Here is a 15,699-nt window from a genome sequence, read left to right on the forward strand (position 1 = left end):
CTTTTGCGCGCGCGGCCGCGGCCCTGCAAGTGGACCGGCGTCCTACAGCGCCGGCTGGAACGTCTCCGTCCGTGCCATCCGCCAGGCGTCCCGGAAGCGTGGGTCTTCGGTGCCTTCGAGCAGTTCGCCCGGACGCAGCGACGGATAAAGCTGCGCGAAGGATTTCACGTCCGTCGTCGAGGTGCGCTGGGAGAAGTGGATCGGGCGCAGCTGCTGCGGATGTTCGAGACCGGCCGCGGCGATCAGCTCGGTCAGCGAGTGCAGCGTCGCCAGGTGATAATTGTGCACGCGGTCGATCTTGAGCGGCACATAGAGTGCGCGCGCCCGCGTCGGGTCCTGCGTCGCGACGCCGGTCGGGCAGCGGTCGGTGTGGCAGCTCAGCGACTGGATGCAGCCGAGCGAGAACATGAAGCCGCGCGCCGAATTGCAGTAGTCCGCGCCGATCGCCATGGCGCGCGCCATGTCGAACGCGGTGGCTATCTTGCCGGAGGCGCCGATCTTGATGCGGTCGCGCGCGTTGATGCCGATCAGCGCGTTGTGGACGAAACTGACGCCCTCGCGCATCGGCATGCCCAGATGGTCCATGAACTCCAGCGGCGCGGCGCCGGTGCCACCCTCGTTGCCGTCGACAACGATGAAGTCGGGATAGATGCCGGTCTCGATCATCGCCTTGCAGATCGCCAGGAATTCCCACGGATGACCGATGCACAGCTTGAAGCCCGTCGGCTTGCCGCCGGAGAGCTTTCGCATCTCGCCGATGAACTTCATCATGCCGACAGGCGTCGAGAAGGCGCGATGCGAGGCCGGCGAGATGCAATCCTCGCCCATGGCGACCCCGCGGATCTTGGAAATCTCCTCCGAGACTTTCGCCGCCGGCAGCACGCCGCCATGACCGGGCTTGGCGCCCTGGCTGATCTTGAGCTCGACCATCTTGATCTGGTCCTGGGTCGCGACGCGCGCGAAGGCTTCGGGATCGAAGGCGCCGTCGAGATGACGACAGCCGAAATAGCCCGAACCGATCTCCCAGATGATGTCGCCGCCCATCTCCGCGTGATAGGGGCTGAAGCCGCCCTCGCCGGTGTCGTGCGCGAAGCCGCCCTTCTTGGCGCCGGCATTCAGCGCGCGCACGGCGTTCGGGCTGAGCGCGCCAAAACTCATGGCGGAAATGTTGAATACCGAAGCCGAATACGGCTTGGCGCAATCCGGGCCGCCGATAGTGACGCGGAATTTCTCCTCGGCATGCGTCTTCGGCGAGACCGAGTGATGCATCCACTCATAACCCTGGCGGTAGACGTCCTCCTGGGTACCGAACGGACGCTTGTCGAGCTGCATCTTGGCGCGCTGATAGACCACCGCACGGATGTCGCGCGAGAACGGCATGCCGTCCTTCTCGCTCTCGAAGAAATACTGCCGCATCTCCGGGCGTATCTCTTCGAGCAAAAAACGGATATGGGCCGAGATCGGGTAGTTGCGCAGAACGGCGTGGCCCTTCTGCATGAGGTCGCGGACGCCAAGCGCCGTCAGCGCGCCGAAGATCAGGATCGGGATCAGCAGAATGTCGAAGATCTTGCCATCGGCAAATCCGATGCCGGTCAGCAGCGCAGTGACCACCGCGCAGATCGTCAGGACGATGAAGCGCGGAGAGAATGGCAGCAGCAGGGTTTCCATGATCCCCTCTTCCGCCAGCGGCAGCCGTTTGACCGACGGGTTGGGCGATTCCTGCGTTTTGTTCTCGTCGGCCACGATTCCCATCCTCTCGCCAGCATGAGGCGGTACGATACGCCCGCGCCTGTCATACGGATATGACGCGGCGGTTGTTTCACGCTAGCGAATTCGGCGGGGACAAATCAATCAGCCCGATGGGCGGGCTGCTGCGGTGCAGCAGGGCTCGGGAGGGACGGGCATTAACCGGTCAAGGCGCTTTACTCAGGCAAGCGTCCTGGCTTTTGCCAGGACGAGACCGAGAGGGCCTACCGCTCGACGAACGCCTTTTCGATCACGAAATGGCCGGGCTTGTTGCCCGAGCCCTCGACGAAGTCGCGGCCTTCGAACATCAGTTTCAGCTCTTCGAGCATCGCCGGGCTGCCGCACATCATGATGCGGTCGGTCGCGATGTCGAGCGGACCCTGGCCGATGTCGTTGAAGATCTGCTCGGAGCTGATGAGGTCGGTGATGCGGCCGCGATTCTTGAACGGCTCGCGGGTCACGGTCGGGTAGTAGATGAGCTTGTCCGCGAGCAACTCCCCGAACAGTTCGTCCTCGCGAAGACCGGCGACGAGCTTCTCGCCATAGGCGAGCTCGGAGACCTGGCGGCAGCCGTGCACCAGCACGATGCTGTCGAACTGGTCGTAAACCTCGGGATCCTTGATCAGGCTGGCGAAGGGCGCGAGGCCGGTGCCGGTCGAGAGCAGCAGCAGCCGCTTGCCGGGAATGAGATTGTCCGTGATCAGCGTGCCGGTCGCCTTGCGGCCGACCAGGATGGTGTCGCCTTCCTTGATCTTCTGGAGACGCGACGTCAGCGGGCCGTCCTGAACCTTGATCGAGAAGAACTCGAGCTCTTCCTCGTGATTAGCGCTCGCCATGCTGTAGGCGCGGAGCAGCGGGCGGCCCTCAACCTCGAGGCCGATCATCGCGAACTGGCCGTTCTGGAAGCGGAAGCCGGAATCGCGGGTTGCGCGAAAGCTGAACAGGGTGTCGGTCCAGTGCTGGACGGAAAGAACCTTCTCTCGGTAAAACGCGCTCATGATTTTCGATATTCCGAATAATTGCGGTTTTAGGGCAAAAGCGTTGCCCGGCCCCTGAAAGCGGAGCGGACACCATTGCCATGGCGGAGGATTTCGCGAGTGTGATCTACGCCATTGAGACCAATAATCAACCTCGTTCCGGATGCAATTGATGCCGGTCAAACCGGCATTTGCGGCGGAAATGGTCACATCATTAATGGATCTGCTGTCCAGCGCATTCGGAAGGCAATTTCTTTTCCCTCCCAGGCTCGAATACAGCACTTAATTTCCGTAGCGCTCGCGAGAATTTCATTAAGAATAGCTCTGATTTCACCCCCGTTTAGCGTCGTTTCCCCGATTTTTGCGGCTTTTGGCGCCAAGATCGACCGGAACTGGCGACTAGGACCGGCGACAGAGACAGATGGCGAGCGGCGAGCGGATCTTCGTGCAGGCGATCAAGCGCTATTGCGTAACCCATGGCATCGCGCTCGATGTCCGCGCCGATGGCTGGCTGCTCGCGATGCGCCGGGGCGAGCAGCGCCACTTCGCGTTCGGCTACGACATCGGCCTCAACAGCGCCATCGCGCACCGCCTGGCCAATGACAAATCGGCCACCGCCGAGGTGCTGGCGCTCGAGGGCGTGCCCTGCATTCCCCATCGCCTGTTCCTCAATCCGAAGTTGGGCGAGAAGGTTGTCGGCGTTGGCTGGCGAGAGGCAATGCTGGCGCTGCTTGGCGACAATCCGCAAGGCGTGGTGGTGAAGCCGAACGAGGGGACGTCGGGACGATCCGTCTTCAGGGTCACGACGGAAACAGAGCTCGATCATGCGGTTGGCGAAGCCTTTTCGATGAGCGCCGGACTCGTGATCTCACCCTATGCCGTGATCGAGGACGAAGTACGCGTGGTCCTGCTCGATGATGTGCCACTCGTCGTCTACAGCAAGCAGCGTGGCTCGGGTTGGCGGCACAATCTCGATGCGGGCGCGAAGCCCGTGCTGATGCAGGACGGCGATCTTCGCACAGCCTGCGCAAAGCTCGCCATCAACGCCGCCAAGGCCATCGGCATCACCTTCGCCTCGATCGACCTCGTGCACGTCGACGGCGTCTGGCGCGTGCTCGAGATCAATTCCGGCGTGATGATGGAGGCGCTGGCGAAGCTGCATCCGGAGCTGGTGCAGACGACGTACGATGCGGCGCTGGATCGGGTGTTTGGGGACAAACACTGAGCGACACGCGCGCTGGCGGCTTCAACCAATCGCCAACCGATACGCAGCCTTCGCATTCACGCCGAACGCCTTCTCCCGCACCTGCGGCCCGAGCTTCATCAGGCAGGCCCCCAGCGCGCCCGTGATCTCACCATAGCTCCCCGCGAGCAAACATACCGGCCAGTCCGAGCCGAACATCAGGCGATCCTCGCCGAAGCATGTCGCGGCGTGCGCGACGAACGGAAACAGCCGTTCCGCATTCCAGTCGCTCCACACCGCTTCCGTCGCCAGCCCCGAGACCTTGCACCAGACATTGCCGCAGGCCGCGAGTGCCGCGATGCCGTTGGACCATCCAGTGCTTCCGCCATCGGCGATCGGCGGCTTGGCTGCGTGGTCGAGCACGAAGCGCGCCTGCGGGAACGCTTGCGCGGTTGCGATCGCGGCCGGCAGCTCGCGGGTGCGGACCAGGAAATCGTAGGCGAGATCGTGCGCGAACACGGCCGTGAGGCCGCGCTGAACGTCCTCGCGCAACAACCAATCCGAGTCGGCCTCGTCATGGACCTGGTGGCGGATGCCGACCAGCTTGTCGCCGCCGGGCGAAGCACGCAACTGCTCCAGCGTATCGCCAAGTGCAGCGTCGGTCAGATCGGCCCAGCCGACGACGCCGATCACCGAGGGCGTCGCATGCGCGATCCGCAGGAATTCCTCGGTCTCAGCCAGCGCGGAGCGGCACTGCACCAGGATGCTCGCGTCGATGCCGTTCGCGCTCAAAAGCGGCGCGAGATCGGCCGGACCGAAGGCACGCCGGATCGGCGTGAGCTCGGGCGCGTCCATCCAGGGATAGTCGGCGCGCGCCGGATCCCAGAAATGCTGGTGAGCGTCGACGATCATGCCTTACGCTCCGGCCGGCAATGGCGCGCGGGCGTCGACGAGTTTTCGCCCACGCAGCTCCTGCCAGAACGCCGCCGGCACCGCCATCTCCGACATCGCGATGTTGTCGGCAATTTCCGCGGCGTTGCGCGCGCCCGTCACGGCGACCGTGACTGCCGGATGGGCCATGCAGAACTGCAGCGCGGCGGCTTTCAGCTCGGTGCCGTGCTTGCGGCAGAGCTCGTCGAGCGTGAGCGCGCGGGCGACGAGTGCCGCATCGGCATCCTGATAATTGAACTTCGCGCCCGTGTGCGGATTGGCCAGGATGCCGCTGTTGTAGATGCCGCCGAGCAGGATGCCGATATTCTTCGCCGCGCAGACCGGGAACAGCGCATCCAGCGCGCCCTGGTCGAGCAGCGTGTAGCGGCCGGCGAGCAGGAAGCAGTCGACCGGAACGGCCTCTGCAAACCGGACCAGCATGTCCGACTGGTTCATGCCGGCACCGATCGCCTTGACGGTACCGTCCCCGCGCAGGCGCTGGAGCGCGCGGAAGGCGCCGGCGACGGCGTCGTCATAGTGATCGTCGGGATCATGCACGAGCAGGACATCGACGCGGTCGAGCCCAAGCCGCGCCAGGCTTTCCTCCACCGACCGCATCACGCCGTCATAACTGAAATCGAACACCGGCCGCTCGCGCGACGTGCCCTTGTAATGCTCGTCCTCGGCGGCAGCGCCATCGGGCGCACGCAGTAGACGGCCGACCTTGGTCGAGATCGCGTAGGAGTCACGGGGTTGTTGCCGCAGGAATGCGCCAAGGCGTCGCTCCGCGAGGCCAAAGCCGTAGAGCGGCGCGGTGTCGAAGAAGCGGATTCCGAGCGACCAGGCGCTTGCGATGGTCGCTTCCGCATCGGCATCGCTGACGGGGGTGAACAATCCGCCGAGCGGGGCAGAACCGAGGCCGAATGAGGTGACATCGAGCGAGCCGAGCCGCGACCTTTTCATTCCCATTGCCTCAACAGTCCTCCCCAACAGCCAAAATCATCTCTCCCGCTTGCGAAAATCGCAAGCGGGAGAGGCACGCAGGAGCGTGGGGCTGGCGACGCTCCTACTTCAACATCTGCGCAACGTTGTCCTTGGTCACGAGATCGAGGCCGGTATAAACGATCTCCGGCACCTTCTCGCCCCTCTTGATGGCGAGCAGCGTGTCCATCGCCTTCTCGCCCATCTCGAACGGACGCTGGCCGACCAGCGCATTGGCGTAGCCATCGCGCAACAGCTCGAGCTGCATCTTCAGCGTATCGGCCACGACAAGCGTGAACTTGCCGGAATCGATATCCTTCTTGTACCTGGACGCGAAGGCCTTGAAGCCTTCGGGGGCGAACATCGGCCAGCCGCCGATGGGAACGATTGCGGCGAGGTCGGGCGTCGCGGTACGCATGTCAGTCATCTGCTGAACCGCCAGCGCGGGATCGTCGTTGCAGAACGTTGGAGAGCCCGCGACCTCGGTCCATTTCGAGCCCTTCAGCGCCTCGCGCACGCCGTCAACGCGTTCGGCGAGGTTCTTGGCGCCGGGACCACCCGAAACCATGGCGTATTTGCCGCCGTCGGGCCGCAGCTTCAGGAGCTCCTTGCCGAGGGCGACGCCGAACTCCTTGTTGTTGGTGCCGATATAGGCGATGCGCTTGGCGCGGGGCGCATCGGCGTCGAAGGTGATGACAGGGATGCCGGCCGCGGTCGCCGCGTCGATCGACTTGGTCATCGCCGCGACGTCGGCAACCGAGATGGCGAGGCCGTCGACCTTCTGGGTGACGAAGTCCTGGATGATCTGGGCCTGCGTCGCCGGCTCGTGCTCGACCGGCCCCTTGTAGATGCACTCGATATTGCCGAGCTCCTTGGCACGCTTCAGGCAGCCGTCGCGCGCGAAGTCGAAGAACGGATTGTTCATCGCCTTGGGCACGATCACGAACCGGTAGTTTGCGGCAAACGCCGGCGTAGCCATCATCGCCACCGCGATGCCGGCAAGTAGAAATTTCCTCATCGTCTCCTCCACCCTTCTTTGGCGCCTGTCCTCTCAAGATCGTCCGGGAAGTGGACAGGCGGCATTTTCGTTGCCGTCCCGGAACGACGTCGTTTCAGATCATCCGCGAGCGGATGCGGTCGACCAATACGGCCAGGATGATGATCACGCCCACCAGCGTCTGCTGCCAGTAGGAGCTGACCTGGGCGAGCACGAGGCCGTTGCGGATCACCTCGAGCAGCACGCAGCCGACGATGGCGCCGAGTGGACCACCGATGCCGCCGGCGAGATTGGCACCGCCGATGACGGCCGCAGCGATCACGTTGAGCTCGTAGGACGTCGCCATGTTGGCCGGCGCCGATCCGAGCCAGCCCGAGATGATGATGCCCTGGAGGCCTGCGGCGAGCGCGCAGATCACATAAACCTCGATCTTCACCCGCACGACCGGGATGCCGGTGAGTTCGGCCGCCTTCTCGTTACCGCCGAGCGCGAACACGTGACGGCCGAACGAGCTGTGGTGCAGCACCACGGCCATCGCCAGCGCGAGGACGATCAGATAAATGAATGGCACGGGCACGCCGAGCACGTCGCCGGAGGTGAGCGCGTAGAAATAACCGGCATCCGGCCCACCGGGAAAGCTGCCCCGTCCGTTGGAGACGACATAGCCGAGCCCGCGCACGATCGAGAGCATGCCGAGGGTGGTGACGAACGGCGACAGGCCGAGCACCGCGATACAGAAGCCGTTGACGAGGCCGGCGAGCAGCGCGACGCCGAGGCCGGCGAGGAGCGAGACCACCAGGATCAGGCCAGGGACATTGGCGAGCACGGTCTTGCCGTCGGCCGCCATGTGCACGAACAGGGATCCCGCCGGCGAGCCGGGCGCCGACAGCTCGGTCATCACCATCGAGGTGATCATGGCGGAGAAGCACATCATCGAGCCGACCGACAGATCGATGCCGCCGGTGATGATCACGAAGGTGACGCCGAGGGTAGCGATAGCGATGAAGGAGAAATTCTTCGCCACGTTCTGCATGTTGCCCTCGGTGAAGAAGTACGGGCTGGCGAAATGCATGACCACCAGCAGCACCGCCAGCGCGAGCAGGACATAGCCGGTCTGGGACGCGAAAATGCCGCGCTGCCACCATCTAATCTTGCCGATGTTCGAGAAGGTGATCGGAGATTCCATGGGCATGGCCATCACGCCGCCTCCTTCGCGCCGGTGATCAGGGCGGTGACTTCCTCGGGGGAGGTCTGGTGGATGGGCTTGTCGGCCCGCTTTTCGCCGCGGCGCATGACGATGACGCGATCGCACACCGCGAACACGTCGGGCATGCGGTGCGAGATCAGCATCACGGCAACGCCCTGCTCCTTCAGCCGGTGAATCAGGCCGAGCACCTGCTCGACCTGGCGGACCGAGATCGCGGCCGTCGGCTCGTCCATCATCACCAGCTTCGCGTTGGAGAGCCGCGTCCGCGCGATCGCAACCGCCTGGCGCTGGCCGCCCGACATCTGCTTGACGAGATCGTCGGGGCGCGTCTCCGAGCGCAGCTCGCCGAACAGCTCCAGCGCACGCGCCGCCATTGCCTTGTGGTCGAGCAACGCGAACGGCCCGATCCTTCGCTTCAGCTCGCGCCCGAGAAACACGTTGGCCGCTGCGGTGAGATTGTCGGCGAGCGCAAGGTCCTGATAGACCACCTCGATGCCGACGCCGCGGGCATCGACGGGCCGGTTGAAATGGACGGCGCTGCCGGCGAAGCGGATTTCGCCGTGGCTGGGGCGGAAATTGCCGGCGATGATCTTGACCAGCGTCGACTTGCCCGCGCCGTTGTCGCCCATCAGGCCGACGACTTCGCCGGGGAGGACCTGCATGTCGACATCATGCAGCGCGCGGATCGCGCCGAACTCCTTGCCGATGCCGGTCAGCTCGAGGACCGGTGTCGCTTGTGCATTTGTCATCAGCGGCCTTCCTCAGACGTAGCGGTTGACGAGGGATTCCAGATATTCCTGCCGGCCCGAGCGCGGCTGCGGGTCAAAGCCCGGGCCGTGCGCGCGGTCGGCAAGTTCGGCAAGCGAGCGCTGGCCGCCGAGAATGGCGCGGCCTTCAGGCCCGGCCCATCCCTCGTAGCGTTTCGCGAGCGGCCCAGTGAGCACGCCGGCGTCGAGCATGTCCGCAGCGGCGAGCAACGCCCGCGCGCAGGCATCCATCGAGCCGACATGGGCATGGATCAGATCGTCGGGATCGATCGACTGGTGGCGGATCTTGGCGTCGAAATTGAGCCCGCCGGAGCTGAAGCCACCGCGGCTCAGGAGCTCGTGGAACACCAGGGCAAGCTCGGGCACGTTCATCGCGAACTGGTCAGTGTCCCAGCCGAGCAGATCGTCGCCGCGGTTGATGTCGAGCGAGCCGAACACACCCAGCGCCTCCGCCAGCGCGACCTCGTGATGGAAGGAGTGGCCGGCGAGGATGGCGTGGTTCTGCTCGATGTTGAGCTTGACGTCCTTCAGCAGGTCGTAACGCGCGAGGAAGCCGTAGCAGGTGGCGACGTCGAAATCATATTGGTGCTTGGTCGGCTCCTTCGGCTTCGGCTCGATCAGGATCGGTCCCTTGAAGCCGATCTTGTGCTTGTGCTCGACCACCAGCGAGACGAAGCGGCCGAGCTGGTCGAGCTCGCGCTTGAGATCGGTGTTGAGCAGCGTCTCGTAGCCCTCGCGCCCGCCCCACAGCACGTAGTTCTGGCCGCCGAGCCTGTGCGTCACCTCCAGCGCGGCGCGGACCTGGCCGGCGGCATAGGTGAATATCTCCGGGTCTGGATTGGTGGCCGCGCCCGCCATGTAGCGGCGATGCGTGAACAAATTGGCGGTGCCCCAGAGCAGGCGCACCTTGCTTGCGGCCATCTTCGCTTCGAACAGATCGGCGATGGCATTGAGGTTGGCAACAGATTCGCCAAGCGAGTTGCCTTCCGGCGCCGCATCGACGTCGTGGAAGGTGAAGAAGGGCACGTCGAGCAGGCGAAACAGCTCGAAGGCGACGTCGGCCTTCGCGCGCGCCTGCGCCATCGCATCGGCGCCGTGATGCCAGGGCCGCAGGAACGTCTCGCCGCCAAAGGGATCGCCGCCGGGCCAGCACAACGAGTGCCAATAGCAGACCGCAAAGCGCAGATGGTCTTCCATCCTGCGGCCATGGACGAGGCGGTCCTTGTCGTACCAGCGGAAGGCAGGCGTGTTGCCGGCATCTCCGCCGGCGAAGGCGACAGGTACGCTTGTATCGAAGAATTTCACTGACGCAGTCACTCAGGCACACTCCTTCAACGCGGGATAAAGTTCGCGCCAGCGGCGATAGGCCTCGTCATAGGCCGCGCTGACCGATGCGCGAGGCGTAAAGCTCGCGAGCCGCCGCGGACGGGTGCAAACCGCAGCCGCGTCTTCGCCGGTGGCGGCGAGCCGTCCGAGCCTGGCGGCGCCGAGCGCCGCTCCGACCTCGCCCTCCTCGACGCGGTGGACGGGGATGCCGAGCACATCGGCGCAGATCTGCGCCCACAGCGGCGAGCGCGAGCCGCCGCCGACGAGATCAACCTCGGGAAGCGGCCCGCCCGCCGCGCTCAGTGCCGCCAGATTGTCGCGCGCAGCGAAGGCGACGCCTTCGAGGACGGCCTGAACGATCTGGGAGCGCCCGGTCGCACCGCGCAGGCCGACGAAGGCACCGCTGGCGGCGGCATCGTTGTGCGGCGTGCGCTCGCCGTCGAGATAAGGCAGGAATTTGACCGGACTCGGTCCATCGACGCGCTCGCCGAGCGGCGCCAGCAGCGCTGGCGCCGGCGTCTCCATCACGCCCGCGAGCCAGGCCAGCGAAGCCGCCGCCGACAGCATCACGCCCATCTGATGCCAGCGGCCGGGCAGCGCGTGACAGAACGCATGGACCGCCGCGGCCGGCGCCGGTGCAAACCGATCGGTGACGCGGAACACCACGCCGGATGTGCCAAGCGACAGAAACGCATCGCCCGGCGCGATGGCGCCGAGCCCGATCGCGCTCGCGGCATTATCGCCGGCGCCGCCGGCGACCACGACATCCCTAGTCATGCCCCAGCGTTGAGCGTAGTCCGGCGCGAGCGTCGCGCTGACGTCGCTGCCCTCGACCAGGCGTGGCATGTGATGGAGATCGAGCCCGGTGGCATGCAGCAGCAGGGGCGACCAGCGGCGCAGACCGACGTCGAGCCATAGCGTGCCGGCCGCGTCCGACATGTCCTCGACCATCTCGCCGGTCAGGCGATAGCGGACATAGGCCTTCGGCAGCAGCACCTTTGCGACGCGCGCGAAGATTTTCGGCTCGTGCCTGGCGACCCAGAGCAGCTTCGGCGCGGTGAAGCCGGGCATGGCCAGATTGCCGGCGATCGTATGCAACGACGGGCAGCGCCGCTCCAGCGCGACGCATTCGGCATGCGAGCGACCGTCGTTCCAGAGGATCGCGGGACGCAGCGGCGCTCCGTCCTCGTCCAGCAGCGTCGCGCCATGCATCTGGCCGGATAGTCCGATGCCGCGCACCCGCGCGACCTCGCGGGGATGGCGGGCGGCAAGATCGTCGACCGCGCCGACCGCCGCATCGACCCAGGCATCGGGATCCTGCTCGGACCACAGCAGCGCCGGATGCGACAGCGCAAGCTCGCGCGCCGCCGTCGCGACAACAGCGCCGGCTTCGCTGACGAGCACCGCTTTCACACCCGATGTGCCGATGTCGATTCCGAGATACACGCCGTCCTCCCTTTCGCCTGTTGCGGTGCGCGAACTCAAAGTCGCCTTACCCGCAACGGGTCGTTTTGAATTCCACCTGCCGCTAAGGCAGATTGTCCCGCATCACGATGTCGATCCTGATCTTCTCCTGTTCGCGCAAGATCGGCTCGCCACGGGCGAGCGCGAGCAGCACACGTACGGCGGCGCGCGCTTCATGTCCGGGGTTCTGCGAAATCGCGGCATGCATCACGCCCTGCAGCAGCAGCCGACGCGTCAACGCGGTGAGGTCGTGTCCGACGAACACCGCCTGCTTGTCGCGACTGGCATCGCTCAACGCCTTTTCATTCAACGCGTTGGCGACGCCTTGCGTACCGGCGCCGACATTATAAAGACCCACGATGTCGGCATGCCGGCTCAACAGCCGCGTCAACACCTGCTCCGAACGCGCGTCCTCGTCGCGCCCTTCGAGCACCGGCAGCACGGTGAGGCCGGGGAATTCCGACGCCATCACCTGGTTGAAGCCAAAAATGCGCTCGGCATGATCGCGCAGGCCCTGCGAGCCCGCGACGATCGCGACCTTGCCGGACTTTTGTCCGACCAGCCGCCCGACCAGCGCGCCGGCAGTCCGCCCCGCAGCAATGTTGTCGATGCCGACATAATGGTGCCGGCGCGACGACGGCACGTCCGAGACCAGCGTCACGACCTTGGCGCCGGCATCGACGAGATCGTCGATCGCGGCGCGGACCCTGGGATGATCCAGCGCCACCACAGCGACACCGTCGTAATCATCCGAGAGCCCTTCCAGGGATGCCGCGAGCATGGACGGATCGAACACGTCGGTCGCGACGGTCTCGACGCCAAGGCGGCGGGACGACAACCAGCCCGACATCTCGCCGAGATAATCCTGGATCTGCTGCATGAACGGGTTCGGCCCCGACGGCATCACGAAGGCGAAACGGCGGGCGCGGCCGCGGGCGAGCTCGGCGGCGGCCACGTGCGGCTGGAACGAATTGCGCTCGATCGCCTCCTTGACGCGCCGGACCGTATCCGGCCGCACGCCCGGCCGATTGTGCAGGACGCGGTCCACCGTCGCGAGGCTGACGCCGGCCTGGCGGGCGATGTCCTTCAGCGTCAGCGCGGTCGTGGTGAGCGTCTCGGCCATGGCTGAAGGCTAGCAGAGGTGTTTTGAGGTACGCAACTCATTTTGAGAGGCGGCAGCATTTTCCCGCAGCTCAGCCCAGGAACAGCCTTTCCCGTCCGCCGTTGCCGCCCTGTGCATAACGATATCACCCATGATCCGGGCGAGGGATTGAGCCCGACGCTCGAGCGCAACATCCAGGCTCTGGTCGAGCGCCGCCGCCGGGAGCAGCGCGCTGCCAAGGGTCAGGAAAAGCTTGCCGATGCGATCACGGCGTTCACCGGCAGCATGGCGTTCGTCTATCTCCATGTCGCTGTGTTCGGCTTCTGGATCATCGCCAATCTGCATTGGCTGCCGGGAATCCCGGCCTGGGACGAGAGCTTCGTAGTGCTGGCGATGATTGCTTCGGTCGAGGCGATCTTCCTGTCGACATTCGTGCTGATCTCGCAGAACCGCATGAGTGCAGCAGCGGACAAGCGCGCCGATCTCGATCTCCAGATCAGCCTTCTCGCCGAGCACGAATTGACCAAGGTTGCCCGCCTCCTTACGCAGATCGCCGAGCGGCTCGATGTCCAGCCCGACTCGAAACGGGATCTGGAGGAGGCAAGCCGCGACATCGCTCCCGAGCGCGTGCTCGACAGGATCGAGGAGACGCGCTCCTGAGCTATCGGCTGGCCGACAGGTCGAGGGTCAGGAACAGGCTGTTGGGATCCTCGACATAGCCCTCGAACGGGCCGCAGAGGACAAAGCCATGCGCCCGGTAGAGCGCGAGCGCCGGCTTGAAATAGTCCCACGAGCCGGTCTCGAGGCTGAGCCGCGCCATGCCGCGCGCGCGGGCTTCTGTGACGATGTGGCGGAGCATCTCACCGCCAAAGCCGCGCCGCCGCGTGGTCTGGAGCGTGTGCATCGACTTCACCTCGCCGTGCTCGGCTGACAGCGTCTTCAGCGCACCGACGGCGACCAGCGTCTCGCCGTCCCAGCCGGTCCAGAACGCGATGTCGGGCGCGCGCAGTCCGGAGAGATCGAGCGCATGGGCGCTGCCCGGCGCGGTCTGCGCCCGCGCCGCCGTGACGTGATGATCGAGCAGCGCGATGACGCGCGGATCAAAGGTGTCGCCGGTGCGGATCTGCATCGTCACGGTCTCACATCTTGCCGTAGGACGCGCCGCGGCGCGTGATGATGACGTAGCGCGCGTCCTGTCTGGTCTCGTTCTCGAAGATCACCGCGCGCATCACATCGAAGTCGAGACAGTCGCCTTCGCGCAGGCGAACCGCCTTGGCGTCGATGTGCACGGCGATCGCGCCCTCCAGCATCAGGAGCTGCTGGGTGAAGGCATTGCGGCCCCAAGGGCTGTATGGCACCCGCGCACCGGCCGGCAAATCGACGACGATGATCTCGATGCCGCTCGCCGCGTCCGTGGGCGACGCGTGACGGCGGCGATAGCCGCTGTCGGGATCGCGCCAGTGCGGCTGGTCGGCGAGCCGCACCAGCCGCTCCGGCGGCTTTTCGGCCAGCGCGACGACGTCGCTGAGCGACACGTCGAGCGCGGCGCAGAGTTTTCCCAGCAGCGCAGCCGTCGCGCTGCTCTGCGCCCGCTCCACCCGCCCGATCATCGCCCGGCTGACGCCGGAGCGGCCTGCGAGCTCATTCAGCGTCATGCCGGCCTGCGTCCGCAGCGTCTTCAAGCGACGACCGATCGCGCGATCGAGTTTCTGCTGGTCCATTTTCTTTACAGGTCCTGGTCTCTGATCCGAACATTGCCGACACGAGGACCGCACCCATCAGGGCCGCGAGAAGCTTAAGCTGGGCGATGCGTGCGTGCCGGAAGCGAGGGGCCAATATATTAGAAACTTTGCGGAGCCTATAGGGCCGACTAGGATAGACCCAACGACGATGACCGGGAGGCGGCGACATGGGCGAACCGACGCAGCGGACGATCAAGGCCAACGGCATCAGCCTCAACGTCGCCGAGCAGGGCAAGGGGCCGATGGTGCTGCTCTGCCACGGCTTTCCGGAAGGTTGGTACTCCTGGCGTCACCAACTCGAGGCGCTGGGGGCAGCCGGTTTCCACGCGGTCGCCCCTGACATGCGCGGCTACGGCAAGAGCGACCGGCCCGAAGCGATCGACCAGTACACGATCCTCCACATGGTCGGCGACCTCGTCGGCGTGCTCGACGCTTTCGAGGCGAAGGACGCCGTCATCGTCGGGCACGACTGGGGCGCGACGATCGCCTGGCACACGGCGCGCCTGCGGCCCGACCGCTTCCGCGCCGCCGCCATTCTTAGCGTGCCCTATCGACCACGCAGTCCGGTGCGGCCGACGAGCGTAATGCCACAGACGGCGGATGCGCAGTTCTATCAACTGTATTTCCAGGAGCCGGGTGTCGCCGAAGCAGAATTCGAAAGGGATACGCGCGCAACGCTCGGCGCGATGCTCTATGGCGGTTCCGGCGAAGGCGCGGCGGTGATCCGCGCCAATGCCGAGCGTCAAGGGCGGACCGCCGGTGTCGGCATGGTCTCTCGCAAGGACGGCATGCTGCCGAAGGTGCAGGTGCCGCTGCCGTCGTGGCTGAGCAGCGCGGACCTCGACTATTACGGCGCCGAATTTGCCCATAGTGGGTTTCGCGGACCGCTCAACTACTATCGCAACATCGATCGCAACTGGGAGCTGATGGGCGCCTTCGAGGGCGTCAAGGTGGTCGTGCCCTCGCTCTTCATCGCCGGCGACTACGACATGGTCATGGCCTTCCCTGGCGCCGCCGAGCACGTTGCCAACATGAAGCAATGGGTGCCGCAATTACGCGAGATCAAGATGCTACCGGGGTGCGGACACTGGACGCAGCAGGAACGGCCGGCGGAGGTGAACGCGGCGATCGTGGAATTTCTGCGGAGCCTGCCGAACTAAAGGATGGAGCGGGCGAAGGGAATCGAACCCTCGTATGCAGCTTGGGAAGCTGCCGTTCTACCATTGAACTACGCCCGCGGATGCGCAGCTTGCGCCCGCTCTGATTAGCCGAGACGG

15 protein-coding genes and 1 tRNA gene are annotated in these 15,699 nt (G+C 65.3%); 3 read left to right on the forward strand and 13 right to left on the reverse strand.

What is annotated here, in order from left to right:
- Positions 1-42 precede the first annotated feature (42 nt).
- Positions 43-1,752 (reverse strand): FMN-binding glutamate synthase family protein, encoded by a 1,710-nt coding sequence (locus IVB19_RS34695; RefSeq protein ID WP_198957634.1) that lies wholly within the window; start codon positions 1,750-1,752, stop codon positions 43-45.
- A 218-nt stretch (positions 1,753-1,970) separates the two neighbouring features.
- Positions 1,971-2,744, reverse strand: a complete 774-nt coding sequence (locus IVB19_RS34700; protein WP_018460095.1) for a ferredoxin--NADP reductase — start codon at positions 2,742-2,744, stop codon at positions 1,971-1,973.
- 400 nt (positions 2,745-3,144) lie between these two features.
- On the opposite strand from IVB19_RS34700, the gene IVB19_RS34705 reads away from it, so the two are divergent.
- Entirely contained in the window at positions 3,145-3,948 is an 804-nt protein-coding gene (locus IVB19_RS34705; protein ID WP_018460096.1) for an ATP-grasp domain-containing protein, read from the forward strand.
- A gap of 21 nt (positions 3,949-3,969) precedes the next feature.
- Here the strand turns inward: IVB19_RS34705 and IVB19_RS34710 are convergent, their stop codons facing one another.
- The 8 genes from IVB19_RS34710 to IVB19_RS34745 form a co-directional block, all read right to left on the reverse strand.
- The gene (locus IVB19_RS34710) at positions 3,970-4,818 is read right to left on the reverse strand and encodes an amidohydrolase family protein (protein ID WP_018460097.1); all 849 of its coding nucleotides are present in this window, start codon (positions 4,816-4,818) and stop codon (positions 3,970-3,972) included.
- 3 nt (positions 4,819-4,821) lie between these two features.
- On the reverse strand, positions 4,822-5,799 hold the full coding sequence (locus IVB19_RS34715; protein WP_018460098.1) for an aldo/keto reductase: 978 nt from the start codon (positions 5,797-5,799) through the stop codon (positions 4,822-4,824).
- Between the two features lie 103 nt (positions 5,800-5,902).
- Positions 5,903-6,835 (reverse strand): sugar-binding protein, encoded by a 933-nt coding sequence (locus tag IVB19_RS34720; RefSeq protein ID WP_026233945.1) that lies wholly within the window; start codon positions 6,833-6,835, stop codon positions 5,903-5,905.
- Positions 6,836-6,929: 94 nt separating this feature from the next.
- Positions 6,930-8,012, reverse strand: a complete 1,083-nt coding sequence (locus tag IVB19_RS34725; RefSeq protein ID WP_018460100.1) for an ABC transporter permease — start codon at positions 8,010-8,012, stop codon at positions 6,930-6,932.
- Positions 8,012-8,770, reverse strand: a complete 759-nt coding sequence (locus IVB19_RS34730; RefSeq protein ID WP_007597833.1) for an ATP-binding cassette domain-containing protein — start codon at positions 8,768-8,770, stop codon at positions 8,012-8,014. Before IVB19_RS34730 ends, IVB19_RS34725 begins: the two co-directional genes overlap by 1 nt.
- Before the next feature lie 12 nt (positions 8,771-8,782).
- Positions 8,783-10,105, reverse strand: coding sequence for a xylose isomerase (gene xylA, locus IVB19_RS34735; protein ID WP_247820792.1), 1,323 nt, complete (start codon positions 10,103-10,105; stop codon positions 8,783-8,785).
- The gene (xylB, locus tag IVB19_RS34740; RefSeq protein WP_018460102.1) at positions 10,106-11,560 is read right to left on the reverse strand and encodes a xylulokinase; all 1,455 of its coding nucleotides are present in this window, start codon (positions 11,558-11,560) and stop codon (positions 10,106-10,108) included.
- 82 nt (positions 11,561-11,642) lie between these two features.
- A complete protein-coding gene (locus IVB19_RS34745) occupies positions 11,643-12,701 on the reverse strand; it encodes a LacI family DNA-binding transcriptional regulator (RefSeq protein WP_018460103.1) in 1,059 nt (352 codons plus the stop codon).
- 111 nt (positions 12,702-12,812) lie between these two features.
- Here IVB19_RS34745 and IVB19_RS34750 point away from each other — a divergent pair, with 111 nt between their 5' ends.
- Positions 12,813-13,340, forward strand: coding sequence for a DUF1003 domain-containing protein (locus IVB19_RS34750; RefSeq protein ID WP_018460104.1), 528 nt, complete (start codon positions 12,813-12,815; stop codon positions 13,338-13,340).
- 1 nt (position 13,341) lies between these two features.
- Here the strand turns inward: IVB19_RS34750 and IVB19_RS34755 are convergent, their stop codons facing one another.
- Both IVB19_RS34755 and IVB19_RS34760 read right to left on the reverse strand, forming a co-directional pair.
- Positions 13,342-13,809, reverse strand: coding sequence for a GNAT family N-acetyltransferase (locus tag IVB19_RS34755; RefSeq protein ID WP_085384941.1), 468 nt, complete (start codon positions 13,807-13,809; stop codon positions 13,342-13,344).
- A gap of 10 nt (positions 13,810-13,819) precedes the next feature.
- Positions 13,820-14,401, reverse strand: coding sequence for a helix-turn-helix domain-containing protein (locus IVB19_RS34760; RefSeq protein ID WP_018460106.1), 582 nt, complete (start codon positions 14,399-14,401; stop codon positions 13,820-13,822).
- 188 nt (positions 14,402-14,589) lie between these two features.
- Between IVB19_RS34760 and IVB19_RS34765 the strand changes: the two genes are divergently transcribed.
- Positions 14,590-15,582, forward strand: a complete 993-nt coding sequence (locus tag IVB19_RS34765) for an alpha/beta fold hydrolase (RefSeq protein WP_018460107.1) — start codon at positions 14,590-14,592, stop codon at positions 15,580-15,582.
- A 4-nt stretch (positions 15,583-15,586) separates the two neighbouring features.
- Here the strand turns inward: IVB19_RS34765 and IVB19_RS34770 are convergent.
- Positions 15,587-15,660, reverse strand: a tRNA-Gly gene (locus tag IVB19_RS34770).
- Positions 15,661-15,699 lie beyond the last annotated feature (39 nt).

The sequence above is a fragment of the Bradyrhizobium sp. 187 genome, from assembly GCF_023101005.1.
In the GTDB taxonomy this organism is placed as follows: Bacteria; Pseudomonadota; Alphaproteobacteria; order Rhizobiales; family Xanthobacteraceae; genus Bradyrhizobium; species Bradyrhizobium canariense_D.

What these genes read in the sequence shown, in the direction of transcription:
- IVB19_RS34700 (WP_018460095.1), bottom strand. Translation starts at nt 2,744, where the DNA reads ATGAGCGCGTTTTACCGAGAGAAGGTTCTTTCCGTCCAGCACTGGACC.
- IVB19_RS34710 (WP_018460097.1), bottom strand. Translation starts at nt 4,818, where the DNA reads ATGATCGTCGACGCTCACCAGCATTTCTGGGATCCGGCGCGCGCCGAC.
- IVB19_RS34720 (WP_026233945.1), bottom strand. Translation starts at nt 6,835, where the DNA reads ATGAGGAAATTTCTACTTGCCGGCATCGCGGTGGCGATGATGGCTACG.
- IVB19_RS34705 (WP_018460096.1), top strand. Translation starts at nt 3,145, where the DNA reads ATGGCGAGCGGCGAGCGGATCTTCGTGCAGGCGATCAAGCGCTATTGC.
- IVB19_RS34765 (WP_018460107.1), top strand. Translation starts at nt 14,590, where the DNA reads ATGGGCGAACCGACGCAGCGGACGATCAAGGCCAACGGCATCAGCCTC.
- IVB19_RS34725 (WP_018460100.1), bottom strand. Translation starts at nt 8,012, where the DNA reads ATGGCCATGCCCATGGAATCTCCGATCACCTTCTCGAACATCGGCAAG.
- IVB19_RS34715 (WP_018460098.1), bottom strand. Translation starts at nt 5,799, where the DNA reads ATGAAAAGGTCGCGGCTCGGCTCGCTCGATGTCACCTCATTCGGCCTC.
- IVB19_RS34755 (WP_085384941.1), bottom strand. Translation starts at nt 13,809, where the DNA reads ATGCAGATCCGCACCGGCGACACCTTTGATCCGCGCGTCATCGCGCTG.
- IVB19_RS34760 (WP_018460106.1), bottom strand. Translation starts at nt 14,401, where the DNA reads ATGGACCAGCAGAAACTCGATCGCGCGATCGGTCGTCGCTTGAAGACG.
- IVB19_RS34745 (WP_018460103.1), bottom strand. Translation starts at nt 12,701, where the DNA reads ATGGCCGAGACGCTCACCACGACCGCGCTGACGCTGAAGGACATCGCC.
- IVB19_RS34730 (WP_007597833.1), bottom strand. Translation starts at nt 8,770, where the DNA reads ATGACAAATGCACAAGCGACACCGGTCCTCGAGCTGACCGGCATCGGC.
- IVB19_RS34695 (WP_198957634.1), bottom strand. Translation starts at nt 1,752, where the DNA reads ATGGGAATCGTGGCCGACGAGAACAAAACGCAGGAATCGCCCAACCCG.